Here is a 25769-nt window from a genome sequence, read left to right as displayed (position 1 = left end):
TTAAAATTTAAAGCCCATTGATACACTGCTATCAATGGGCTTTTTATTACCTAAAGTCTAACCCTTTCTAGTTATCGTTTATTAACTGCTTGATTTGCATATAGGTCTTTTGCCAGTCGCTATAATCAATTGCAATCGGAAAAACTTCTCCCGCGACTGTTAAGACTAAAAGAGGGAAAACCTTGGATCGGCATCGCCCTACTCCCTGAAATTTCTTCCATTAATTTAGCATTAACCTCTTGGCTAGTTAATTGAGTTGCAAAATGTTCACTATCCAAACCAACTTGCTCAGCCAATGCGATTAACGTACTACTTAAAGAAGGATTTTTAGCTTGTAAGTAATAAGCCTGTTGAATAGCTAACAGCATCTCTTGTTCTTTACCCTCTTCTCTTGCAATTAAACAAGCACGACAAGCAGGATAAGTTGAGCGTTGAGGCTGACATTCAGTCCAAAAGTCAAAGTTAAATTCAGTATCTAATTTAGTATGAATAGTGCGCCAAATACCTTGCAGTGTTTGTTGCAATTCCACAGGCATCACCTGGTCACTATCCGGTGCCAATCCACCTAGTTGGTATTTTATCTCAATGTCATCTTTTGTTAGCATTTTCTCTAGTTGTAACCAGGTTTTCTTAAATCCCCAACACCAACTACACATAGGGTCGTAAACATAGTGTAAAACAGCTTGATTCATAGTTGCTCCTTATCAACCAATGCAACTTGAAAAAGCACATCGATCATATTTTGACGTAAAACATGAAGCACATAAAAATGATTAGAATAAAAATTCAGTTGCTAATGTTATCATGGGCTATTCCCCCTACTATCCATAAAAAACTGTTATTAATCAATCAAGGGGGCTATTTAATTATTCATAGGACCATGTTTTGGCACAACTTTATTTTTATTATTCTGCAATGAATGCAGGAAATCGACTTCTTTACTCCAATCTTCTTATAACTATCGAGAGCGAGGAATGAATACCTATGTATTAACAGCAGCAATTGATGACCGATCAGGTGTAGGTAAAGTATCGTCGCGTATTGGTATAGAAAGTGATGCTCATATCTTTAATGAACAAGACAATCTAGCTGAAATGATTGCAGAAGTGCATCAACAAAATAAACAACACTGTATCTTAATTGATGAGTCTCAATTCCTCAGTAAAGAACAAGTTAGACAACTCACCTATGTGGTGGATATTTTAGGCATCCCAGTACTATGCTACGGCATAAAAACCGATTTTAAAGGAGAGTTATTTCCTGGTAGCCAATATTTACTAGCATGGGCAGATAAATTAATAGAGCTAAAAACTATTTGTCACTGTGGTCGCAAAGCCAATATGATTTTACGTATGGATGGCAATGGTAATGTAATGCATGAAGGTGCACAAGTAGAGATAGGCGGAAACGAAACTTATGTCTCCGTATGCCGTAAACATTTCAGAAAAGAGTTCTGGGATAAATAATACCAATTGCATTAAGTAATTTTGCGCAGGAGAAATGACTTAATTCAAGGCGAACATTACAACGAAGAAGTAAGTTATTTTAACAAGTAAAATAGATCAGTTACTTAGTGTGATTGGTTTAACTTAAAGGCATAAAAAAAGCGGCTTATAAAAGCCGCTTCTAAATCACTTAATAAGATGCCTTAACATCAATACAGATTATTGACCTGCGTATGTAATATCAGCATTGTTCAGTAATGAAGTAATTAACGCCTGGTATGTCGCATCTGACGTACTACGTTGTAACATAGTTGTTAACTGCGTTTGCATTTCTTCTTCTACTTGATCCGCGTCTTGCTCAATCACATCAGATAACTCAATCACAGCAAAATCACCCTGTGCCGTACCAACATAATCACGTGTAACCTGATCAGTTTCAGGTTTTGCTAGTTGGAATAAGCGTTGAATAATTTGCGTGTCGTAATCACGACTGTAACGCGCTAAGGTCAGCGGTGCTGTAAAGGCTAAGTCTTTAGCTTGTAAATCACTATCAATTGATTCACCCGCATTCAGTTTAGTCATTAAAGACTCAACAAATTGCTTCGCGGCTTCAGCCGACTTCTGCTCTTCTAACTGTACAGTAATTTGATCAGTTACCTCAGCAAGCGGTTTTGTTGCAGCTTCTTGGTAATCTTTCACACGTACCACAATCGCTTTAGAGTCAGAGATATCAATTACTTCAGAGTTCAGACCTTCAGCACGGAAGTTTTCATCAAACACTTGGCTTAATAGGTCGCGAGAATCTAGTTCACTTGGCACATTAGCACTTGAGAATAAACCACTCTCTTGGATCTCAACACCCACTTCAGCAGATGCTTCTTCTAAGCTATCAGGAGACTCAAAAGCCACTTCGCTTAGACGTTGGTATAGATCGTCAAAAATGCTTCTCACTTTTTCATTTTTCAATGCAACTTCAATTTGAGACTGCACTTCACTTAATGGGCGAGGTGTATTCTCTTGTGCATCAATTAACTTAATAATGTGGTAACCAAACTCAGATTTAACAACATCTGAAATAGGCGATGCTTCAGTTAAAGCAAATGCGCTTGAATCAAAAGCAGGATCCATTACACCACGCTCAAACCAATCTAGCTCACCGTCATTCTTAGCAGAGTACACATCTTCTGATTTAGTTTTTGCTAATTCAGCAAAGTCAGCACCAGATTTCACTTCAGCTAAAATAGCTTCTGCTTTAGCTTTCGCTTCATCAGAATCACCTTCAATAAAGATGTGCGCGACTTTACGGCGCTCTACTTGTTGGTAATCAGACTTGTGTAAGTCGTAGTAATCTTGAATATCTTGCTCAGTCACATTCACTTCAGACGTTAATGTATCAGCGTCTAATAAAATGTATTCAACATTCACTTGCTCAGGGCTTTGGAATGCTTGACTATTGTCAGCATAATACGCTTCAATATCTTGGTCCGTTACATTTGCATCAGCTACAAAATCAGCACTATCAACATTTAAGATACGAGCAACACGTTGCTGACCTTGTAATTTGCTTGTTTGTGCAACTTCAGACGGTAAAACAAACTCACTGCCCACTAATGTTTGTAACAACTGTACACGTACTAAATCAGTCTTAAAGTTAGCGCTGAACTGTGCAGGTGACAGGTTGTTATTACGTAACAGAGAAAGGTAAAGGTTGTTATCAAACTTACCATCAACTTGAAAATCAGGCATGTTACGAATCGCTTCTTTAACTTGCTCATCACCAACACGTAATCCCATATCCGCAACAGCCTGTGCCACTAGACGTTCAGTGATCAAAGTCTGTGTCGCTTGCGCACGTACTTGTTGTGCAAAGTTAGGGTTAGAGGCTAATAGTTCAAATTGCTCACCGTATTGTTGTTGTAAGCGCGCTCTTTCATTTTGATAAGCTTGTTCAACACTTTGTTGTGAAATATCTTCGCCATTGACAGTCACAGCAGCATCCACTGATGACGTACCTAAATAGCTACTCACCCCTGCTAAAGCAAAAGAGAGGATGATCACAATTAAAATACTTTTAGCGACGACGCCTTGCGACCCTTCGCGCATTCTTTCTAACATAATATTTTACTCTTTAAGACTAAAAACAAAAAAAGCGCATCATAGGACGCGCTTAATACATGGAAGAGCTAATAAACGCTTAAGCGTTGATAGCATCTTTCAATGATTTACCCGCTTTAAATGCAGGTACTTTTGCAGCTGCGATTTCGATTGGTTCGTTAGTTTGTGGATTACGACCTGTACGAGCAGCACGTTCTTTAACTGAGAAAGCACCAAAACCGATTAGAGATACGCTGTCGCCTTCAACTAAAGCCGTTGTTACGCTTTCGATAAATGCATCTAATGCACGGCCAGCAGCCGCTTTAGAAATGTCTGCGCTTTCAGCGATGTTATCGATTAATTGTCCTTTATTCATTTGTAAATCCCCTGTTTATAATAATTGGTGCTATCTTCATCTTGAGTGGCACATTGTAAAAAACTTGAGCTAGGCTACTTCTCTATTCAAATTCAAGCAAGTAAATTTCAATAAAATTAGCGAACTAGCCCGTATTGTATGCGATTAATCACCTATTTGGCGTTTTTTTCAACAGAAAAACCTGTGATACTATCTTGTAAGGCAACTTCTAATACTTCATCAATCCAGCGTACGGGCTTGATTTCAAGTTGGTCTTTAATATTATCAGGGATTTCCTCTAAGTCACGTGTATTTTCAAACGGAATTAATACCGTTTTAATACCACCACGACGCGCTGCTAATAACTTCTCTTTTAAACCACCAATAGGCAGTACTTCACCACGTAACGTAATTTCACCTGTCATCGCCACATCAGCTCGTACAGGAATACCCGTTAGGCTTGAAATAAGCACAGTACACATTGCTGCACCCGCACTTGGGCCATCTTTAGGTGTTGCACCTTCAGGAACGTGTACATGGATATCACGCTTCTCATGAAAGTCACTGTTAATGCGCCATTCTTCTGATTTAGCTCGGACCACTGTCATCGCTGCTTGAATAGACTCTTTCATCACATCGCCCAATGAACCGGTGTAAGTTAACTTACCTTTACCCGGCACAGAGGTTGCTTCAATGGTCAATAGATCACCACCCACCGATGTCCATGCTAAGCCAGTCACTTGGCCAACTTGGTTAGCAGAATCTGCTTTACCAAAGTCATAACGACGAACACCTAGGTAATCCTTCAAGTTATCGATGGTCACATCAATCTTTTTCAGACTCTTGTCTAATAAGATATCTTTCACCACTTTACGACAGATTTTAGAGATTTCACGCTCTAGAGCACGCACACCCGCTTCACGCGTGTAGTAACGTACAATACCAATGATTGCACTGTCATCAATGGTAATTTCACTCTCTTTTAAGCCATTACGTTTAATCTGTTTACTTAAAAGATGTTGGTTAGCGATGTTTAACTTTTCATCTTCTGTGTAACCAGAAAGATTAATCACTTCCATACGGTCCAATAATGGGCCAGGAATATTCATTGAGTTAGAGGTTGCCACAAACATAACGTCAGACAAGTCATAATCAACTTCAAGGTAATGGTCATTAAAGCTATTATTTTGCTCAGGATCCAACACTTCTAACAATGCAGAAGCCGGATCGCCACGCATATCTGACGCCATCTTATCGATTTCATCTAATAAAAATAATGGGTTTTTAACACCCACTTTGGTCATTTTTTGAATCAGTTTACCCGGTAATGAACCGATGTAAGTACGACGGTGACCTCGAATTTCTGCTTCATCACGTACACCACCTAATGCCATACGCACATATTTACGACCAGTTGAGCGCGCAATTGACTGACCTAAAGAGGTTTTACCCACACCAGGAGGCCCTACAAGGCATAAAATAGGCCCTTTTAACTTATTGATACGTGTTTGCACCGCTAAGTACTCTAAGATGCGCTCTTTGACCTTTTCAAGGCCATGATGGTCTTGGTCTAGGATCTCTTGTGCTTTTGCTAAATTCTTTTTAACTGGGCTACGTTTCTTCCAAGGCACATTCACTAAGCTTTCGATGTAAGTGCGGATAACACTTGCTTCAGATGACATTGGTGACATCATTTTTAGCTTTTTAAGTTCAGATAACGCTTTCTCTTTTGCCTCAGCAGACATACCAGCTGATTCGATTTTTTCAGCAAGTTGGTCAAGGTCACTTTGACCTTCTTCGTTATCACCCAACTCTTTTTGAATCGCCTTCATTTGCTCGTTAAGGTAATATTCGCGCTGACTGCGTTCCATCTGCTTTTTAACACGGCTACGGATACGCTTTTCAACTTTCAAAATATCTTCTTCGTTTTCCATCATACCCATCAGGTATTCAAAACGTTCCGTTACATTGGTTAATTCTAATGCAGCTTGTTTATCTTCTAAGCTTAATGGCATGTGCGCAGCAATCGTGTCTGCAAGACGCTCAGGCTCATCAATTCCGTTCACTGATGCTAATACTTCAGGTGGAATTTTTTTGTTTAGTTTAATGTATGACTCAAACTGACCCAGTACGCTTCTAACTAGCGCCTCTTCCTCTTTTTCGTCAACACCTTCACTTTCTAACAATTCAATTTCAGAAAAGAAATACTCTTCATTATCGATATTACGAACGATGTTAGCGCGTTGCACCCCTTCTACTAATACTTTTACCGTACCATCTGGTAGTTTTAGTAGTTGTAAAATATTCGCCACTGTACCCACTGGGTACAAGTCTTCAATTTTAGGGTCATCTAAGGTTGCTTCAGTTTGTGCAACTAATAGGACTTTTTTGCCCTGTTCCATAGCCGCTTCTAAGCAGCTGATTGATTTTTTCTACCGACAAATAATGGGATAACCATGTGCGGATAAACGACAACATCACGAAGTGGTAAGACAGGTAATGTCAACAGCTGATCTGTTTCTAATTTCATATTGTCCCCGGAAAAAGTATTGAAAATGGATAGATAAATAATGACAAGTCGAAAAATGACACAGCTCAACTCGCTATAAAAAATCGTAAGTAAGAATAATATTGGGGATGATTTGTTTTTTTCAAGCATATAAACAAAAAAAGAGAGCTAAAAGCTCCCTTTTTTTAATTTACAGTAACTAACTGCTTATTTATCAGACGATACGCGTTTAGCTTCATCTTCAGAATAGATTAATAATGGCGCAGAATCACCTACAATCACACCTTCATCTACGACAACTTTCGTTACGTTTTCAACCGATGGTAAATCGTACATGGTATCCAATAACACAGCTTCAACAATAGATCGTAAACCACGTGCACCAGTTTTACGACTCATCGCTTTCTTAGCCATTGCAGTCAATGCTTCAGGACGGAACTCAAGCTCAACATCTTCTAAGCCAAATAAAGCCGCATATTGTTTTGTAATTGCATTTTTAGGTGCAGTTAAAATTTCAACTAATGCTTCTTCATCTAATTCAGTCAACGTCGCGACAACTGGTAAACGACCGATGAACTCAGGAATAAGACCGTATTTCGCTAAATCTTGAGGCTCAACTTTCTTGAAAGTATCGCTTAATGATTCTTTGTTGTCTTTATCTTTAACAGTTGCACCAAAACCAATGCCAGCACCAGTATCAATACGCTGCTCGATAATGCCATCTAAACCAGAGAATGCACCACCGCAGATAAATAAGATCTTCGAGGTATCCACTTGGATAAACTCTTGGTTTGGATGCTTACGCCCACCTTGTGGAGGAATAGAAGCAACTGTGCCTTCGATCAATTTCAATAACGCTTGTTGGACACCTTCACCTGATACATCACGAGTAATTGATGGGTTTTCAGATTTACGCGTAATTTTATCGATTTCATCGATGTAAATAATGCCGCGCTGTGCTTTCTCAGGGTCGTAATCACATTTCTGTAATAACTTCTGAATGATGTTCTCAACATCTTCACCCACATAACCCGCTTCAGTTAATGTCGTTGCGTCTGCCATAGTGAAAGGCACATCTAATAAACGCGCCATGGTTTCAGCCAATAGTGTTTTACCACTACCCGTTGGACCAATCAGCAAGATATTTGATTTACTTAATTCAACACCGTCAGCAACATCACCATGTTTTAAACGTTTATAGTGGTTGTAAACTGCTACTGAAAGTACTTTCTTAGCAAGGTCTTGACCAATAACATAATCATCTAAAGAGGCACGAATTTCATGTGGCGTTGGTAATTTTTTCTTACTGCTTTCTGTATCAGTAGTACTTGTTAACTCTGCGATCTCTTCTTTAATGATGTCGTCACACAGGTCAACACACTCATTACAGATGTACACAGAAGGTCCTGCAATCAGTTTTTTGACTTCATGCTGGCTTTTACCACAGAACGAACAATACAATAGACTGCTGTTATTAGCGTCATTGTTATTTTTATCCGACATAGTTATCTATACCTCTCAATTATTTTCTACGCGTTAAAACAGAGTCTACAATACCGTAGTCCACTGCTTCTTGTGCACGCATAAAGTTATCACGGTCTGTATCACGCGCAATAATTTCAATATCTTTACCAGTATGGAATGCTAATAACTCATTCATACGTTGTTTTGTTGCAATAATCTCTTTGGCATGAATCTCAAAGTCAGATGCTTGACCTTGGAAACCACCTAAAGGTTGATGGATCATTACTTTAGCGTTAGGCAATACATGACGCTTACCTTCTGCACCACTTGCTAATAGGAATGCGCCCATACTTGCTGCCATCCCCATACAAATAGTACTTACATCAGGTTTAATAAACTGCATAGTATCGTAAATCGCCATACCAGCACTAATTGAACCACCTGGTGAGTTAATGTAGATGTAAATATCTTTCTCTGTGCTTTCAGATTCTAAGAATAATAACTGAGCAGAGATCAAGTTTGCCATGTGATCTTCTACAGGGCCCGTTAAAAAGATAACACGCTCTTTTAATAGTCGAGAATAGATATCATATGAACGCTCACCTTTTGCCGTTTGTTCAACAACCATAGGGATAAGTGCGTTACTAATTTGTTCCGTATTTCCAGCAAATGGGTTAGTCATATTCCATCCTAAATTATAATTATTTATTGTGTCTACCAAAAATGAAAATGGCCTGAGTGAAATCACTCGAGCCATTGAAATATATAACCAATTGAATTAATAGTTGAAAACTATTAAGCAGCAGGTTTGTTCATCACTTCATCAAACGATTTTTTCACTTCAGTTACTTTAGCTTTTTCAATGATAAAATCAACTGCTTGCTCTTCTAATGCAACATTTTCCATGTTTTGCATTAGCTCTTTGTTGTTTTTGTAGTATTCAACAACTTCAGCAGGGTTTTCGTAAGCAGATGCAGCGTTCTCAATTAATGCAGAAACTTTATCTTGGTCAACTTTTAATTCGTTAACTTTAATCACTTCACCTAATAGTAGACCTACTTTTACGCGCTTTTCAGCTTGCTCAGAAAATAATTCTGCTGGTAGCTCAGGTAAGTTGTTTGGATCCATTTCTTTGCCGTAACGTTCCATAGCTTGCTTACGTAAAACGTTCACTTCGCTTTCAATTAATGCTTTTGGTACTTCAACTTCGTTGTTTTCAACTAATGCAGTTAATACGTTATCTTTAGCAGTGTTTTTAACTACTTGATCAAGTTCACGTTGCATGTTTTTCTTAACGTCAGCTTTTAGTACTTCTAGGTCACCGCTTTCAACGCCAAATTTCTTAACGAACTCTTCAGTTAGTTCAGGAAGAATTTGTTGCTCAACTTTAGTTAGGTTGATTGCGAATTGTGCAACTTTACCTTTTAACTGTTCAGCATGGTAATCTTCAGGGAAAGTTACGTCGATTGAGAACTCTTCACCTGTTTTGTGGCCAAGAATACCAGATTCAAAACCAGGAATCATACGGTCACTACCTAGTACGATTTGGAAGCCTTCAGCTTTACCGCCTTCGAATAGTTCACCGTCGATAGAACCTTCGAAATCAACCGTTACTTGGTCATCTTTCTTAGATTTACGTTTAACTTCTTTCCACTCAGCGTGTTGCTTTTGTAGCGTAACTAACATGTTATCTAGGTCAGCATCTTCGATTGAAGTAGATACTGTTTCAACAGCTAGCTCTTCTAATGCATTAAGTGCTACTTCTGGGTAGATTTCGAATGTAGCAGTGAAAACAAAGTCTTCGCCTTTTTTACGCGGTTGTGGTGCAACAGCAGGTGCGCCAGCTGGGTTTAGTTTTTCAGCTACGATTGCTTCGTAAAAGTTACGTTGCATTACTTCGCCACCAACTTCTTGCTCGATAGCAGCACCGAAACGCTTAGCGATAACTGATGCAGGTACTTTACCTGGGCGGAAGCCATCAACACGTTGTGTTTTAGATAGGTGACGGATACGACCATCAAACTCTTTATCATATGCTTCAGCGGCAACAGTAATTGTTAATACGCGCTCTAGACCTTGTGTAGATTCAACAGAAACTTGCATTGTATTTCCTTTATCTTTTACATTAAAAATTGTTTTTACTGACAAAAGTAACATCCATTACTTTCATCACTAAGGTGTAATTGCGTGGACTACCGCATTATAAAAATGACACCTTAATTAAAAATTAGTTTGTAATTTCTATGGTGAAATTTAAGACGCGCCATTATAGACACTGTTATGGCGATAGTCGATAGGCAGTCCACAGGAAAAATGACATGCACCCGCTATTTTTAATAGATCCGCGCTTATTTCGCACAATTTTAAGTGATTTGATAAGATTAACGGATTAAATTGATGTTTATCAGCACTTAACAACTGTTCAATAGTTATACAAAAGTACTTATTTTGACGTCAGTAAAACGTGAAAATGCTAGCTAAAACCGTTCGAATATTGATGATAAAAAAGGTTTTTAAAGGGAATTGATAAGTACTGTTTAACCAATAAAAAAGATGTGATTATCGCGCAGTGATATATTAATAAATAAAACAAGATTTAATCGATTTAGATTAAATCTTGTTAATGCTCAATACAAGTGAAGAGCTTAGTGTAATAAAAGCGAGTCAACAAAGAAGCCTTTTACACCTGAAAAGACAATTTGAGCGCCGATTGCAGATACAAATAATCCAGTGATTTTAGGCAACACTTCCAGCCCTTGTTGCCCAAGTAGCTGTTGAATTTTGTTGGAAAAGAGCAATACGGCTGCAATTGATATAACAGCAGCAATAAGCGAAGCAATTACACTCATAAAATCAGTAAAGCTTTCTAATTCAGCGCCAATCACCATTAAAATACCAATCACACCAGGGCCAATAGCAACAGGAATCGCTAAGGGTACGATCGCAAAATCACCACCACGCTTATTAGTCCCCTCAGGCATTTCTGTATCGCCTTTAATCATTTCTAAGGCACTTAAAAACAACACAGTCCCTGCACCTATTTTAAAGGCATCCAAGGTAATACCAAATAAACTAAAGATATATTGACCAAAAATCAAAAAGACTAAGCTAATAATCAATACTGTAATACTCAGTTTCAAAATCACCCGCTTCTTTTCACTTGAGTTAAGGCTTTTACTCAAGATCAAAAATACAGACAACACAAAAAATGGTGTCATCATAAAAAAAAGTTTTAAATAAAGGGTAATAAACTGTTCCATCTACATTCTCATTTGCAATTAAAAGTTAACCTAAACACAACGCTAGGAATTTTCAGCGCGATGCTAACACAGAGTGATTTGCAAGATCTTTAATTATTTAAAAGAAAGTGAATAGAAGTGATTAAACCCAAGTTGAAGTACTGATTGTAAAAACAGCAATGATTAAGCAAAGCTTGATTTTGGGGGCGAAGGCTTTAGCCTTCCTGTATGCGAGTCAACGCATGCAAGTATAAGCCAAGATGAACAAAGCGAACCAATATGTTACTAAACACATAAAAATTAAACAAAGCAGGCTGAAAAAAGGAACCACAGAGTGCTTCCGTTCAATACACTAGCCTGTCGGCTAATTTCACTCAGCGCTCCTTTAAAGGTGTTTCGTTTAATGGCCTTGAGTTAACTAAAGCTATGTCAAGGCCACAAAACTAGCTGATACTATCGATGCTAGATCTTCCGCATTTAATTGAATTTCCAAACCACGTTTACCAGCACTAACATAAATATCAGAAAAGGCATTCGCACTTTCATCTATCACAGTGGGTAGTTGTTTTTTCTGACCTAAAGGGCTTACGCCCCCAATACATAACCCGATGAACGAAGCACATCATTTTTATTCGCCATCTGCGCTTTCTTGCCCTTTAACGCACTTGCAACAGCTTTCAAATTTAACTGTTTAGTCACAGGTAAGATGGCAACAACTAACTGCTTATCAACCTCCACCACTAACGTTTTAAAGACTTGATGTGGATCCACATTCATCTTTTCAGCGGCTTCTAACCCATAAGACTCATTTTTTTTGTCATGTTTATATTGATGTACTTGGAACTTGATATTATGTTTTTCAGCCACTTTAATCGCTGGAGTCATATTATTCCCTATCTCTACTTTATTGATACTAACGTCAATAAATCCCTATTCAATGAGCAGATAATCGTTCTGTTAAACGGCTATTTCTGCTTGCTCGATTTCTTACCGAGCTTGCTACTAAGGCTAAGTCAGCGATCAATGTTAAACGTTTTTTAGCACGCGTAATACCCGTATAAATTAACTCTCGATTCATGACAGGTAAAGCATAATCAGGTAAGGCTAACAAGGTATGCTTAAACTCAGAGCCTTGGCTTTTATGCACTGTCATCGCAAATACTGTTTGGTGTGCAGGTAAACGACTTGGCTGAAAATCAAGAAACGCTGCCATCGGGCATCACAAAATAAACTCTTAACTGCCCGTGTTCATCTTCTAAACACAAACCAATATCCCCATTAAACAAACCAAGATGATAACTGTTTTCGGTCACCATCACTGGACGCCCCACATACCAGGTTTGTGTCATATCAAAACGGCGCATCAGTAAACCTGCTTTTTGTAATAGTTTTTCACAGCGATGATTTAATGTATCCACCCCCCATTCTTGCTCGCGAGTCGCACACAATATTTTAAAATCATTGAAAGCACTCAACAAGGTTTTGGCTTTATCTCGGTTACCTTGGTGAATGACGCATAACTCAGAGAGGTATGGCTTATAGCCTTCCACGACTAAACGTTCAAAATCAGCAGCGTTATCTGCATCGTTGGCATAATAAGCAAGGTCATCATATTGTTCACATAAGGCTGATAATTTAGCCGCCGTGACACCTCCTTTATTCACTGCGCTGGCTAAATAACCAATGCCAGAAAATTGATCAAATCGGTAACTTTTTCTCAATAAGCATAAATTATCAGACATAGTCGCTTGCGCATGTTTGCCCTGTGATAATAAACAATCAAAGCCGGTTAACTCTGCTAATTGTTGCGCTTTTTGTTGGCTGTAACCTAATTCAATAAACGAACAAATATCACCTAGTACAGCCCCTGCTTCCACTGATGCTAACTGGTCTTTATCGCCTAACAAAATTAAACGAGCATGGTCCGGTAACGCACTAAGCAATTTTGCCATTAAAGGTAAATCAACCATCGAGGCTTCATCCACCAGCAGTAAATCCAAGGTTAACTGATTGCCTGCATGATGACGAAAATGCGCACTGTTATTGCGCACACCTAATAATCGATGGATAGTACTGGCATCCGTTGGAATATTAGGGGCTTTCTGACCATCCATGAGATTACCTAAATCTAACTCCTCTAAGGCATTGGTGATCGACTCAGTTAGTCGCGCCGCCGCTTTACCTGTTGGTGCAACCATCTTAATCATCAAATCAGGTTGGGCATTTAATAGTAGCGCTAATAATTTAACAACCGTGGTGGTTTTACCGGTCCCTGGGCCACCTGAAATAATACAACGTGCCGAAGTTAACGCTAATGCTGCGCTGATTTTTTGCCAATCACAACGTACTTTATTGGGAATGAGAGACTCTAATAAGATCAGATCTTTTTCTGAAGTCGCATTCATAAAGCATTGTTGCACCGCGTTCCAATCTACAGCGCCTTGTTCAATGACATCCAAATATTTTTCGCACAACACTTGGATAGATTGACTGGTATCACTCTGCCAAGCATCCCATAAATAACGATATTGAGGCGTAAACAACTTCTCTAAATAACCTTTACTAGCGACATCCACTTGCACCGGAATCGGTTGTAATAGTTTATCGGAAATCAATTGCTCAAATTCCGCATAACGAGCCATAAACAATGCACTGTATTGCAACCTCAACGGCGCATCATCACCACAACAAAGACTTTCATTGAGTTGATAATGGGTTTGCTGAGGATCATGAAAAATACAGGACACATTGAGACGCTCACTCTCCTGTTGAGAGTCCAACGATAATTGCAAACAGTGTTGATGGAACAATCCGCCCATTTTATCAATAGGTAAACAGATATGACCACCACCTAGCTGTTGGCTGGTCAGTGCCGCCGCTAATTGCATCAAATTGTCAGCGCCTAATTCCGCCATAAACTTGGCAAAGTGAAAATCGATAGGTCGAATTTGCTGATTTAACTGACACTTTTTTAACAGCGTTAACATACTATGTTCCGTTGGCATCACCGTTACCGATTCTGGGCTTGATGGTATTGATTGCTCTAACATGACAACTCCTCCTGCAACATCTCAGCCGTTAGTTCGCCGCTTAATAACTTATCCAATTTATCAATTAACTCAAACTTAGGTTTAGTGAAATAAACACCTGCGTCTTTATCACCTTGCATACCACGCAAGAAGGTATAAAACACACCGCCTACATGTGTTTCATAGTCATAATCAGCTAAACGTGAACGTAATAATCGATGTAACGCTAAAGTATAAAGCTGATATTGAAAATCATAACGATGTTCAATAATCGCTTCCGACATCGCTTGTTGACTGTAATCTGCCAACTGATCCCCTAAATAGTTTGATTTATAATCGAGTACAAAATATTGGCCTTGGTACTCAAACGTTAAATCGATAAACCCTTTTAACATGCCTTGCACTTGATTGAACTGCAATGAACCTGCCTGTGCAGATAAAGGATCGTAATGTGCAATTAAACGATTAACTGAGCTCGCTTCAATAGGTTTCATTGGAATAAAGAACTGCATCTCGACCTTTTTCTGCGCTTCACTCAACTGAGATAAGAATAAATCAGGGTAAAGAGCCGGCGTTAATCGATGCGCTAAGATATTCTCAATCCACTGGCTAACAATAGGAGCCCACTGTTCAGGATCTTCGTAATTATTGACCGTCAATCGTTCCTGTAACCAAGGGCTCAACTGCTCAGATGGACTGTCTTGAAAATCTATCTCTTCAAAAAGTTCATGCAAAAACGTACCGTGCTTTGCCCCTCTCGGGAAACTAAACACATTCTTTTCTGGCATTTCAGGCGTTAACAATGGTAATTCATTGCTAACCACTGGCAATTCAGCACGCTCTTCTGGAATTTTTTTAGTTTGTTTATCTTCTATCGTAGGTGCCGTATGAAAACGCGATAAAGCAGAGTAACTAGTTACCCACCAGTTTTTTTCAATCACACCAGCAAACTGCTTAGGTGCAATTAACTGATCGGGCGATTGCGTGGCCACTTGATAGGTTTCACTTGGTAACTCTGGTGCATGACGAATACCAATGTTATCTGACTGCTGACACACACCTTGTAATAAACGTACCAAGCTTTGGTCATCACCGGTTTGTAACTCTTCACCCGCTTTAATCGTTAAATAGCCCAAGGCACTTTTGGTTAATGGCGAGGCTTTCGTTCGACCTTTTTTATAAGGTCCAATGCCTAAATAACAACGATAAACACTGCGTGTTAAGCCTACATATAACAAACGGATATCCTCTGCTAGCAGCTCTTTTTCAGTATACTCTTTGCTGGTTTCACCGCCATCAAGGTCAAACACCAGACGCTGCTTTTCATCATGAAATAAGTACTCTTTAGGTTCACGATATAAACCACTAAAAGGAATAAATACAATATCGTATTCCAGCCCCTTCGATTTATGTAGCGTGCTGACTTGCACCAACGACTTTTCGCTTTCTAAACGTTGCTTTTGTTCACCTTGTTCGTTTTTAGCATTGCTAATTTGCTCGCTAAACCAACGTACTAAAGCAAATGCCCCTTCATAGACCATGCTATTTTTTTGCAACAATTCAGCAAGGTGTAATAAATCCGTTAAAGCACGTTCACCTTGGCTTTGTGTTAACAAATGCGCACTAATACCTTGCTCATGAAAACATTGTTGCAGCATCACTAAAATGCCACTCTCTTCCCACAGGGTTTTATAACGCGCAAAGTCGGCAATCTTGCTTTCCCAACTAGCCGTTTCAGAGAAAGTATTATGTACTTCCAAAGGGGTCAGCGAGAAAAGCTTACAGGCAATGGCTGATCGTAAATAACGTTCATTACTTGGGTGTAAACAAGCGTTTAAAACGCGTAATAAATCCTGCGCTAAAACACTGGCAAACACACTCTCTTTAAGTGACAAATACACGCTATTAATATTCTCTTCCAATAGCGCTTTACGAATAATATTGGCTTCATTACCGGTTCTCACTAACACTGAAATATTGCTAGCATGAATAGGATGATGATTACCCTCTGTGTCTTCTAAATAAGCCTGATTTTGTTGCGACAACAATAGCAAGGCTTTAATTTCATTGACTGTTGCCTGTGCACTCTCATGACGAAAAGCATCACTGCTCAAGGCCCCTTTTACATGTAAAAACTGTAATGCAGTCTGCTGATCATCATCGGGATTATTCACCACTAACTTTTTACGTTTAATCGGTGGTGCTTGCACAGGATGAAAAGGAATATCCTGGTCGTAAATAAAGGGTGCAATTTTATGTTGGAAAAAGCCATTCACCGCATCGATCATCTCTGCGCTAGAACGGTAGTTATTATCCAAACTGTAATGGGCGGACACCGCATTACGCGCTTTCATATAGGTGAAGATATCTGCACCACGGAAACTATAAATCGCCTGTTTAGGATCGCCAATCATAAACAAACCAAAAGCGGCTGCTGGACTAACTGGATCAGACTCCTCATCAACCACCGTTTCAGCTTGCTGATAAATCGTATCAAAAATACGGTATTGCACTGGGTCGGTATCTTGGAATTCATCAATCAAGGCAATCGGATATTGCTGCTTTATCTGCTCGGCTAAATGCCCATCAGCAGAACCTTGTAACGCTACATCCAAACGCGTCAGTAAATCATCAAAACCTAATAACATGTGTTGCTGTTTGGTTTTTTGCAGATTATCTCGCACCCAATGCGTGGCTTTAATCAGCAAGGTATTTTTAAGGGAGATATCCTGCGCTAACAAAGACTCAATTAAGGCAAAAGTAGCATGCGTCGGTGGCTCGCCTTTTTTGGTTTTAGTGATCAACTCCGACTGTGAAAACTTCAGCAGATTTTTAGGCAAGGTTAAATCAAAGCTTTCCGTTGCCGCCCACTCACAGACTTGCTCAAACCATTTCGGTAAATAACGTTTACTGTAACTACGTTTATCAATGCCTGAATATTCCAGAATATCTAGGTAGTCATCTTTATCGGCATTCCAAGCTTGTTTCACCTTAGCAATAGCATTTAAGCCTTGCTCATATTTACTTTGAAAATCAAAATCAGTGATGTTCGGAATAAAGGTTAAATCATTACGTGATAACCATTGCTGCAACTCTTTTTTCAACGCTTCAGGATGTGCCCAGTAGCTGTAAATAATCGCGGTTAAGGGCGTTGATAATTGATAAAAATGTGCACGCCAAAAATCATTACAGGCTTGGCTTAAAATATCTGCATCATCTTCTAATAAGGTTTGCTGAAATAAGCTGCCTGATTCAAAGGCATTTTGTTGCAACATACGCTGACAGAAACCATGAATAGTAAAGATAGAGGCTTCATCCATCTGCAATTCTGCAAAACGTAATAAGCGAATATCATGTTCAAGGTTAGTGCTATCGTCAATTAACTGCTGACAATAAGCATCTTTACTGCTGCCTCGCACAAAGGCTAAACGTGTTTCACGGATACGATCACGAATACGACTTCTTAACTCCGCTGTGGCTGCTTCAGTAAAAGTTACTACTAAAATCTTATCCACGGTTAAAGGCGTTTGGTGCGCGGTTTGCCCAGTTAAATCAGCATCATTGGCATCAGCCTGTGTGCCATGACCTAATAACAAGCGAATAAACAAACTGGCAATCGTATAGGTTTTACCCGTGCCCGCAGAGGCTTCAATTAAACGACGCCCAAACAACGGAAAAGTCAGTGCTTGTAAAGGCGTGACGGCAATATCACTAGCAGGCAAGACTGTACCATCTTGCAAAGACGCAGGTGCTGATAGGTTATCAGCTTCAATCAATGATAATTGTGTTTCTTCAGTCATGATTATGCCTCTCCCCATTGTTCGTAAATTAAGTCATTTAAATTGCACAATAATGGCATAAACACTTGTAATGCAATGGTTTCAAACTGTTGCCAATGGTCTTCAATATTTTCATAAACACGGTTGATATAAGGGTCGTTTGCTTCTGAATAACCACGGCTATTATTAAAGGTTTTAAGCGCTTCTTGCTGCCCTGCCGCACGTGTTTCAAAACTTAATTCATCTAACACATACACTCTCGGCTCTAATTTACACACCGCTTCACACCACTGAAATGCACTTTCAATAAAGAAAGGTAGTGCTTGTTGTAAACCTTGTTCATATAATGCAATTAATTCCGCTAAACGTTGGTGTGCATAATCAGCCGGATCTCCTCAAAATAATGGCCTTTGGTTTGACCAAACAAGGTCGCATTAAGGTGTTGACCGTGGACAATACAATAACTCAAATGCTCTACCCACAGTTTAAGCAGATCCTTACCTTTAATGTTACCCGGTTTAATACGTACTAATCCATTTTCACAATGGTCATCTAACGCACCGACTAAACGTTTATCATTAAACGGAATATCCACGGCAATCTGTTCAATATCACCAATAAAGTAACTACTATAAATGCTCGCTAAATCCACCATCACCTGTAAATCTTTATTAAAAATAAGTGTAGCAAACTCACCAACAGGTAACTTACCTTGCGCTTGTAATCCAATATATAAAGCGGTTAAGGCTTGGTCGTCCAAACCATGTTTAAACTGTTCCGCTTTTAATAAGTATTGTTGTAAATTATCTAAGGCAAAAGGCTCATCGTTTTCTTGGTCGATATCATCCATCTCAAAGTACACATTTAAACCTTGGTTAAAGAAAGCGCGACAAGGGTTCTGTAAAAAACGAATCAGCGCACTTAACTCTATTTGCTCGCTTTGTATCAAAGGCAAAGGTGTAAATAGCTCATCTTCACTACTCACCGCTTTATTAATCGCTTCCCACCAGCCTTGCTGATAAGTCACCTGCTTACCTTGGAAGTATTGCTCACTGAAGCTTTGCATTGGGTAATGATGGGTAAAAGCTGACAATAGTTCTTTTTCTAATTGACCATCATCTAAAGTTAAATCCAGTTGACTGGTTAACCTAAAGCTCTGCTGAATATAGTTGAGCAACTCACTCACTAACACACTAGGCATTTTTTCACTGTTATCACTGATATCTTTACCAATGTAACTGATATAAAACTGCGACTGCGCTGACAGCATTGCCTCTAAGAATAAATAACGATCTTCATCTCGGCGTGAACGGTCGCCACGTTTTCGATGACCGACCATTAAATCAAAGCCCATTGGTAATAACGAACGTGGATACAAACCATCATTCATCCCTAACAAACATACCACTTTAAAGGGGATAGAACGCATCGGCATCAAGGTACAGAAATTCACTTGTCCTGCTAAAAAGCGTTGGCTATTAGACTGACTAGATAAGTGCTCCTGTAAGTATTCAACCAACACCAATAATGATAAAGGTTGCTCAAATTTAGCTTGTTCAGTTTGCTCCACCAGCGTTTGCATCTGTTGACGAATCTGACTAAACAGCACACTGTTGTCTTCATCTTCTAAATAAAAATCATCAATCAGTTGGTTGATAAACAATTGCCAATCGGCACAACTTAAATCCTGTTGCAGATTAGACTCTAAGATAATCAGCGTATCAATAAACTCAATAAACCGCCCTAACAAATCCCCTTGCAAGCCTTGCACTTCATCATAAGGCGCAATACCTTCAAACAGCTCATCACTCATGGCATAGCCAAGCAGCATACGCTTCAAACCAAACAGCCAGTTATTTTGAGTCAAAGCGGGTAACTCCCACTGGGTTGCTGACTCATTATTTAACCCCCAACGAATGCCACTTTCGGTGATCCAATGCTGTAACAGGTCAAACTCTGCTTGCTTAATACCAAAACGATTCAACATCGCAGGTACTTCTAACAGGGCGAGAATATCTTCACGGGTATAACGGCTTTGATGTAGATTTAATAACTGTAAAAAGCTCGCTAAAATAGGATTCTCTTGTTGCGCACTGACATCGGAAATAGAGAATGGAATCGACACATGGCTACTAGTACGACTAAATACCGCTTCCACATAAGGTGCATAGGCATCAATATTCGGCACCATCACAATAATATCTTTAGGCGTTAAGCTAGGATCTTGCTCAAACATCGCCAACAAATTATCGTGTAACACCTCCACTTCACGCATCACACTGTGACAAACATGCAAGCTAATCGAGTTATCGTCATCGGCCACTTCAATACGTTGCGATACATCATTTAAGGTACTCAAGGAGCTATCATGTAACTCTAAAATATCCGCTTGAATATTGTGTAACAAACTATCGCGGTCAATATCCACAAAGGCATCAATCTCTTGCTGCTCTAAACTGTATAGTTGGTATAAAAAGTCGCGTCCCATTTTACCCATGGACGCTAATAATGGGTTACCCACTTCACTTTCTACATCACCGCTACTTGCCCAGGCTAAATGCTGTTCATCCTTTTGCCAACTGGAGTCAGTTAAGGCATTCACTTCACCCGCTTGCACATTCACCTTAGGGCGAGACTGCGCAAAACGCTTGGCTAATAATTTCGGATCAACAATATCCCCCCAATAAAAGCGACAAGGATTAGTTAATAGAAAATGCACATCACAATGTTCACCTAACCCCAATAGCGCCTGCAAATATGACTCAGGTAATGAAGAGATCCCGAAGACAAAAATACGTTTTGGTAAATGAGTCAATTGGTCAGTAGTTTTAGTGGCTAAAGTACTTAAAAAGTCTTGGTATAAACCCGCACGGTGATAAGCCTTAGCCTGCGATTGAAACCCTTGTTTAATACTCGCCACCAATAAACGCCATAACTTGGCCTGCCAAAGGTGCGTATTCAACCATTCAGGCTGTAAGTGTTCTAAACTGACTTGGCTATCTTGCAGGGTTTCCCAATTATCAATCCACTCAGGGCGATACACTAAATATTGGTCAAAAATATCGGCGATTTTACCGCTTAACTGAAAACGCTTACGCAGGTGTGTGTCATCCTGCAGGTACTCTTTTAACGCACTAAAATCTTCATCTTCCAAACAGTCAGGCAATAGCTTCATTATCTGCCAAGTCATCGACTGTTTATTAAAGGGACTGTTATCCGGCACATCCTGTAATACATGTTTAAACTGCTGCCAAATAAAACTCGCCGGTAATGGGAAATCAATATTCGCCGCAATACCTGTAGACTGTGCAATTTCTAACTGCAACCACTGCGCCATACCCCGGCTTTGTACTAATATTGTTTCATTTTCAAAGGGGTTACTTAATGGAGATTGATTGATCAGCGCCAACAATAAGTCTTTAAGCAAGCTGATTTGATTAGAGTGATAAACTTGAAACACACGCACCACCTTTTGAGAAAGTTGTTTTTCTAAACTGAGATTTCTTAATCTGGTTTTTCTTAGTAACCCTAAAATAGCATAACTATCATTAGAGTAATTAACAGAGTGATGAAAAAAGTAAATTTAATCATTGGGTTGGATTGATATTTTCCCTATCTCACTTTCTATAATATCAATTTATATTAAATAGGCTTAAACATAATCCAGTCTACTGAAACACCATAGAGCCTCATAAAAGTGCAATATTCTATTTTTCTATCCACAACGCACATTTACATATGACGACAATTTAACTTAATCATTTAAGGAATTGATTTATTTATAAATATAGAGATTCTTAGTCATAACTTGATTTAGAGTAACAAGAAGAAGTAAAGAAAAAATCTATCTAATTATACTGTTAAAAACTACAAGGAGGAGTATGGGAGAATTACTAAATAATGGATGGGTTGTAGGTATTGGAGGAGGGGTTCTGAGCCGCCTAATCGTTGCTTGGCTTACAAGAACGATATTTTCAAAAAAGGACTTACGTGAGCTTTCCATTAATATATTATCGGCTAACAGAGAGATTCTTTATGCTATTCGCCCTGAAATTTCAGAAAGTAATCTTCCAACGAGTGAGGTTATCGCCGCCCTAAAAAATGCAACAGCACGGAAGTATAAAATTGAACCTAGGCACCTCTATGGCATTACAGAAATTATTGAAGAAATAATCAAGGAAATAAAGGATTCAAGTTTTATTTCCTCTTCGGTAAAAAAGAATACTGCGAATCTCTAAAAAACCTTATCCCAGAGCAAACTAAAGAATTAGAAGCCCTTTTGAAGACCGTGAAGTAATTGTTGCTAGGGTAAAATACAGAGAAAAATGACATATTTACTTTCTCTTACTTGAGGAACAATTGTAGCTTTAGCTACAATGTTGACATTTTTACGTAACAGTTTCGAATCATCTAGTATTTTTGGGAAAGTTACTGAAACAATTTTACCAATGTTCCTAGTGATGACCTCTATTATGCTTGTAATGACAGCGATGCAAATCGCTTTAAAACTACGACAAAAAAGAATTCGCGCCGAAAATGGAATCTCAGATAAAGAATAAAATCATAAAGCACATATAAATTAGGATGTTCGCATCTTATTTAAAAACTTCAAATTTATTCCATAGTGTAAAATACTTTTTAAATATTTTTCATCAATGAAAAATATTTATCTGGTTAAATTAAAGTGGATAGTTTACAGTTATTATTTGTAATATCTTAAATATAAAGGAGGGAGTATGAATAATAAATCAAAGCAATCAGCTTCTAATCAATCCCGCCTAGAAAAAGCATTAATGATTAACCGCGGAAAAATAACCATTAATAGAAACGGCTATGTTTCTCTCGACCTAAACTCTAGAGAAGTTCTTTCTAGCATCAAATCACAAATAAAAAAGCTGGAAGGTATTAAAATTTAATGAGTGTGGTATTTATTGCCATAGCCCTTGTATCTGGTTTTATATTCACAAACCTTCATTTACCTGCTCGTTATCGTCAAAAGCGCTCTACTGGATGGGAGTCGTATTTTCATGTAGCTTCTTGGGGGTACTTTTTAGTATTTTAAGTGTCGGAATTTGTCTAGTCGCTGATTATTTAAATGTTGTTTCAATTATCCTTAATGAATATCACCAAACATTAATCACACTTAATGATGCGTTAACTCTTTCTATTCTCAATTTCAAAATGGCTTCCGTAAGTGTTGTAACTCTGTTTATTTCTTTGTTTTTTGGATGTACCTCTAAGTTGTTTTTCCTATGCTTTAAACGATTTAAAATGAAAACAATTGCTAAAATAGCAGACAAAGATAGGCTTGAAGCATTGCTTTTGGAAGCTACAATTCGCCAATTTCCAATTGCCTTAAATTTAAAATCCAAAAAAGTGTATGTCGGACTGTGCCTAGCAGAACCAACAGTTGACTCCGGGTAAATTTTATTGAAATTTTACCTCTTTTAAGTGGTTATCGGGATTCAGACACATTAGAATTGAAATTAGTTTCAAATTATCATGAACATTACTTAAAGACAGGAATACTTGATTCAAGTCATGAGACATTGTGCCTTGATGATTTCAGAACTATTGTCTCGAAATCAGAATTAGACTCGGTCTCTTATTTTGATATTGATACTTATAAAGCCTTTCAAGAAAAAGAATCTAAGAAAAAGTTATTGCCCAAACGTCACTAAGCAAATTTAAATACTCTTCGATGTTATAAGATAATCAGGCAGTAATATTTAGAGAGTGATTCTTACCAAATTTTCGGTGCTCTTAATGGTGAACATAAAAGCTTTATTGTAGTGCAATATTTAATTAAGTACTAGATAGCCACTTATTGAAATTAGCAATATCGAATAGTTACAATAAAACCTTACTCAATATGACTACAACTCCCCCACCGTTGAACTTTCCTAAATCATTCATTGCTTTTAGCAAATCCAAACAGAATGTTTGGATTAGGCTCGCTCTAGCCATGGATACTCCGCAAGAAAAAAGTACTGAACAGCCAAAAATTTAAATATTTAATATCACACAGTTACAATAAAACCTTGCTCAATATGGCTACGTCCACTTCCCCGTTGAGTTTTTCTGAATTAATGAGTGACTTTAGCAAGGTAAGGCATGGAGCGATTTATGCGACAGCATAGTTAATGAGCGGGCTAAGCTCTGCGTGCCCTTTGCCGTTGCTAGCTCAGTTCGCCACATGGACGTGGCGTATGAGCGGTGCGTTAAGAAGGTACTCATTCATTTAGAATAAAGAACGAATTGGGGCGACTTTCTTTGGTTCTGTTTTCTTTGGTCGTATAAAGAAAATGAACTCGCCGACAGGGCGAAAAGAAAGTTAATAAAGAACGATCTGACTGGATGAGCGCAGACGAAGCTTATTCAGATGCTTTCAACTAATGTAAATATTAAAAACAAGCAGGCTAAAGCCAGCGCCCCAAATAAACCTCAGTAAATAATCTACTAAATGACCTGACGAGCGCAGACGAGAAACCATCTAATCAATCCTTAAACTTTTAAGAACTTGAAATAATCTCTATCAATAAGCCACCAAAGCAAGAGATAACAATGTGAACTTATCTTGTTGATAGTTGACTCAAAGACAGTAATTAACTCTCTAGAAAGGAAAGCCTAAATGAAATTTTCAACGTTAATCATGGTATGTGGATTAGTCTTTACACAACAGGCATTTGCACAAAATAATGGGAAAAACACCTCTGATTGCCACTCACAAAACGCAAATAATAACAAAGCCTGTACAGCCACTAACAATACCACTAATAACAAAAACAACGTGAATCAACAAGGTTCAAAAAGCGTTGTTCAAACAACCACTAAAACGACCGTCACAACAGAGCAGAAAGTGAGTAATGGCTCAAAAGCTGCGACTCAAGCCTCTAAGACAACAGCATACTCATCAAAAACTGCTGTAAATACACCGCAAAAAGTACAACAAAAATCGGTAACCACAACGCATAAAACGACGACAAAAGCGGTTTCAGGACGCTCTTTAGTATTGCAAACACAACAGCAATTAAACCGTCTTGGTTATAAAGCAGGTAGCGCAGATGGTTTAATGGGTAAGAATACACGAACAGCGATTAAACGCTTTCAAAAGAAACACAACCTCCATATTGATGGAAAAAGCACTTCAGCACTGTTAACAATACTGAAAAAAGCAAACCATTAATAATTGATTAATGGCCTGAGCGAATACAACTGAACACTAGATAAGTTTTTAACTTGTCTAGTGTCTTTGTAACAAAGCCTAAACCTTAGCGTATTTTCCGTCACAGGGCTTTTATTACGTCGTTAAGTGAAAACTGACACTATCACATATCACCTATCTTTAAGTGCTTCCGCTAAATAGTTCACAAAGGCTTTTAGCTGACTGGGAATAAACTTCGACTGTGGATATTGTGCAATAATACCGCCTTGATAATTGCCTAATGTCCTCCATTCAGGTAGCAATTGTAAGAGTTGTTTTGAATCAATCTCTTTAGCCACTGAGAAATCAGGAAACAGTGCAATACCAATACCTTGAAGTACTGCCTCTCTACGAATTTCACTATGATTAACAGTAAATGTGCCTTGAACGTTTATTTCACACACCTGTTTTTCATGCTGGAACTTCCATTGACGATCTTTTGTCACCTCACCGAGTACGATGCAGTTATGATTTCTTAACTCGTTCGGATGTTCTGGTGCTCCATGCTCTTCTAAATAAGCGGGTGTCGCACATAATAGCTGTTTACAATTACCTAACTTTTTAGCCACCAGCCCTTCTATTGGGCTGTCGGTAATGCGAATAACTAAATCTACTTCATCACCAATTGGGTCGATAATGTGATCGGCCACT

Annotated in this window: 17 protein-coding genes and 3 pseudogenes; 5 read left to right on the top strand and 15 right to left on the bottom strand. The window is 38.6% G+C overall.

Features of this window, described 5'->3' with window-relative positions; all coding sequences use genetic code 11:
- Positions 1–125: 125 nt before the first annotated feature.
- Positions 126–692 carry a DsbA family protein gene (locus ACLKL2_RS19670; protein ID WP_413692902.1) on the bottom strand — a complete coding sequence of 189 codons (567 nt, stop codon included), beginning with the start codon at positions 690–692 and terminating at the stop codon, positions 126–128.
- A 193-nt stretch (positions 693–885) separates the two neighbouring features.
- Between ACLKL2_RS19670 and ACLKL2_RS19665 the strand changes: the two are divergent.
- Positions 886–1466, top strand: a pseudogene (locus tag ACLKL2_RS19665) (thymidine kinase).
- Positions 1467–1664: 198 nt separating this feature from the next.
- On the opposite strand, the gene ppiD reads toward ACLKL2_RS19665, so the two are convergent.
- The 13 genes and pseudogenes from ppiD to recC all read right to left on the bottom strand — a co-directional run bounded on the left by ppiD (position 1665) and on the right by recC (position 21374).
- The gene (gene ppiD / locus ACLKL2_RS19660; RefSeq protein WP_413692901.1) at positions 1665–3560 is read right to left on the bottom strand and encodes a peptidylprolyl isomerase; all 1896 of its coding nucleotides are present in this window, start codon (positions 3558–3560) and stop codon (positions 1665–1667) included.
- A gap of 79 nt (positions 3561–3639) precedes the next feature.
- On the bottom strand, positions 3640–3915 hold the full coding sequence (locus ACLKL2_RS19655) for an HU family DNA-binding protein (protein WP_113817889.1): 276 nt from the start codon (positions 3913–3915) through the stop codon (positions 3640–3642).
- Between the two features lie 152 nt (positions 3916–4067).
- Positions 4068–6424: pseudogene (gene lon / locus ACLKL2_RS19650) on the bottom strand (endopeptidase La).
- Positions 6425–6610: 186 nt separating this feature from the next.
- The gene (clpX, locus tag ACLKL2_RS19645; RefSeq protein ID WP_113817891.1) at positions 6611–7906 is read right to left on the bottom strand and encodes an ATP-dependent protease ATP-binding subunit ClpX; all 1296 of its coding nucleotides are present in this window, start codon (positions 7904–7906) and stop codon (positions 6611–6613) included.
- A 19-nt stretch (positions 7907–7925) separates the two neighbouring features.
- Complete coding sequence (gene clpP / locus ACLKL2_RS19640; protein WP_113817892.1) at positions 7926–8549, bottom strand: ATP-dependent Clp endopeptidase proteolytic subunit ClpP; 624 nt, start codon at positions 8547–8549, stop codon at positions 7926–7928.
- Between the two features lie 113 nt (positions 8550–8662).
- Positions 8663–9970: a trigger factor gene (tig, locus tag ACLKL2_RS19635; RefSeq protein ID WP_413692900.1), complete on the bottom strand. Its 1308-nt coding sequence runs from the start codon at positions 9968–9970 to the stop codon at positions 8663–8665.
- Between the two features lie 542 nt (positions 9971–10512).
- A complete protein-coding gene (locus ACLKL2_RS19630) occupies positions 10513–11127 on the bottom strand; it encodes a MarC family protein (protein WP_113817894.1) in 615 nt (204 codons plus the stop codon).
- A gap of 403 nt (positions 11128–11530) precedes the next feature.
- Positions 11531–11991 (bottom strand): annotated as a pseudogene (gene ybaK, locus ACLKL2_RS19625) (Cys-tRNA(Pro) deacylase).
- Positions 11992–12040: 49 nt separating this feature from the next.
- Positions 12041–12319 carry an ATP-binding domain-containing protein gene (locus ACLKL2_RS19620; protein WP_413692899.1) on the bottom strand — a complete coding sequence of 93 codons (279 nt, stop codon included), beginning with the start codon at positions 12317–12319 and terminating at the stop codon, positions 12041–12043.
- A complete protein-coding gene (recD, locus tag ACLKL2_RS19615; protein ID WP_413692898.1) occupies positions 12303–14156 on the bottom strand; it encodes an exodeoxyribonuclease V subunit alpha in 1854 nt (617 codons plus the stop codon). The genes ACLKL2_RS19620 and recD overlap by 17 nt, the downstream gene beginning before the upstream one ends.
- Positions 14150–17935, bottom strand: coding sequence for an exodeoxyribonuclease V subunit beta (gene recB / locus ACLKL2_RS19610; RefSeq protein ID WP_413692897.1), 3786 nt, complete (start codon positions 17933–17935; stop codon positions 14150–14152). Before recB ends, recD begins: the two co-directional genes overlap by 7 nt.
- Before the next feature lie 2 nt (positions 17936–17937).
- A complete protein-coding gene (locus ACLKL2_RS19605) occupies positions 17938–18165 on the bottom strand; it encodes a hypothetical protein (RefSeq protein WP_413692896.1) in 228 nt (75 codons plus the stop codon).
- Between the two features lie 110 nt (positions 18166–18275).
- Positions 18276–21374 carry an exodeoxyribonuclease V subunit gamma gene (gene recC, locus ACLKL2_RS19600; protein ID WP_413692895.1) on the bottom strand — a complete coding sequence of 1033 codons (3099 nt, stop codon included), beginning with the start codon at positions 21372–21374 and terminating at the stop codon, positions 18276–18278.
- Positions 21375–21795: 421 nt separating this feature from the next.
- Here recC and ACLKL2_RS19595 point away from each other — a divergent pair, with 421 nt between their 5' ends.
- From ACLKL2_RS19595 to ACLKL2_RS19580, 4 genes are all read left to right on the top strand, one after another.
- On the top strand, positions 21796–22152 hold the full coding sequence (locus tag ACLKL2_RS19595; RefSeq protein WP_413692894.1) for a hypothetical protein: 357 nt from the start codon (positions 21796–21798) through the stop codon (positions 22150–22152).
- A gap of 498 nt (positions 22153–22650) precedes the next feature.
- Complete coding sequence (locus ACLKL2_RS19590; RefSeq protein ID WP_413692893.1) at positions 22651–22830, top strand: hypothetical protein; 180 nt, start codon at positions 22651–22653, stop codon at positions 22828–22830.
- 94 nt (positions 22831–22924) lie between these two features.
- Positions 22925–23338 carry a hypothetical protein gene (locus ACLKL2_RS19585; protein WP_413692892.1) on the top strand — a complete coding sequence of 138 codons (414 nt, stop codon included), beginning with the start codon at positions 22925–22927 and terminating at the stop codon, positions 23336–23338.
- 1207 nt (positions 23339–24545) lie between these two features.
- The gene (locus ACLKL2_RS19580) at positions 24546–25100 is read left to right on the top strand and encodes a peptidoglycan-binding domain-containing protein (protein WP_413692891.1); all 555 of its coding nucleotides are present in this window, start codon (positions 24546–24548) and stop codon (positions 25098–25100) included.
- 149 nt (positions 25101–25249) lie between these two features.
- Here the strand turns inward: ACLKL2_RS19580 and ACLKL2_RS19575 are convergent, their stop codons facing one another.
- Positions 25250–25768: a substrate binding domain-containing protein gene (locus ACLKL2_RS19575; RefSeq protein ID WP_413692890.1), complete on the bottom strand. Its 519-nt coding sequence runs from the start codon at positions 25766–25768 to the stop codon at positions 25250–25252.
- Between the last annotated feature and the right edge of the window lies 1 nt (position 25769).

It is taken from the genome of Psychromonas sp. KJ10-2 (assembly GCF_047323255.1).
Taxonomy (GTDB): domain Bacteria; phylum Pseudomonadota; class Gammaproteobacteria; order Enterobacterales; family Psychromonadaceae; genus Psychromonas.
This window is presented reverse-complemented; position numbering and strand designations above follow the sequence as displayed.

Bases quoted from the DNA above. Each gene is read 5' to 3' on its own strand.
- ACLKL2_RS19590 (WP_413692893.1), top strand. From the start codon at position 22,651: ATGAATAATAAATCAAAGCAATCAGCTTCTAATCAATCCCGCCTAGAA.
- ACLKL2_RS19670 (WP_413692902.1), bottom strand. From the start codon at position 692: ATGAATCAAGCTGTTTTACACTATGTTTACGACCCTATGTGTAGTTGG.
- tig (WP_413692900.1), bottom strand. From the start codon at position 9,970: ATGCAAGTTTCTGTTGAATCTACACAAGGTCTAGAGCGCGTATTAACA.
- clpP (WP_113817892.1), bottom strand. From the start codon at position 8,549: ATGACTAACCCATTTGCTGGAAATACGGAACAAATTAGTAACGCACTT.
- ACLKL2_RS19620 (WP_413692899.1), bottom strand. From the start codon at position 12,319: ATGGCAGCGTTTCTTGATTTTCAGCCAAGTCGTTTACCTGCACACCAA.
- ACLKL2_RS19580 (WP_413692891.1), top strand. From the start codon at position 24,546: ATGAAATTTTCAACGTTAATCATGGTATGTGGATTAGTCTTTACACAA.
- ACLKL2_RS19655 (WP_113817889.1), bottom strand. From the start codon at position 3,915: ATGAATAAAGGACAATTAATCGATAACATCGCTGAAAGCGCAGACATT.
- ACLKL2_RS19595 (WP_413692894.1), top strand. From the start codon at position 21,796: ATGGGAGAATTACTAAATAATGGATGGGTTGTAGGTATTGGAGGAGGG.
- recB (WP_413692897.1), bottom strand. From the start codon at position 17,935: ATGACTGAAGAAACACAATTATCATTGATTGAAGCTGATAACCTATCA.
- ppiD (WP_413692901.1), bottom strand. From the start codon at position 3,560: ATGTTAGAAAGAATGCGCGAAGGGTCGCAAGGCGTCGTCGCTAAAAGT.
- ACLKL2_RS19630 (WP_113817894.1), bottom strand. From the start codon at position 11,127: ATGGAACAGTTTATTACCCTTTATTTAAAACTTTTTTTTATGATGACA.
- clpX (WP_113817891.1), bottom strand. From the start codon at position 7,906: ATGTCGGATAAAAATAACAATGACGCTAATAACAGCAGTCTATTGTAT.
- recD (WP_413692898.1), bottom strand. From the start codon at position 14,156: ATGTTAGAGCAATCAATACCATCAAGCCCAGAATCGGTAACGGTGATG.
- ACLKL2_RS19585 (WP_413692892.1), top strand. From the start codon at position 22,925: ATGGGAGTCGTATTTTCATGTAGCTTCTTGGGGGTACTTTTTAGTATT.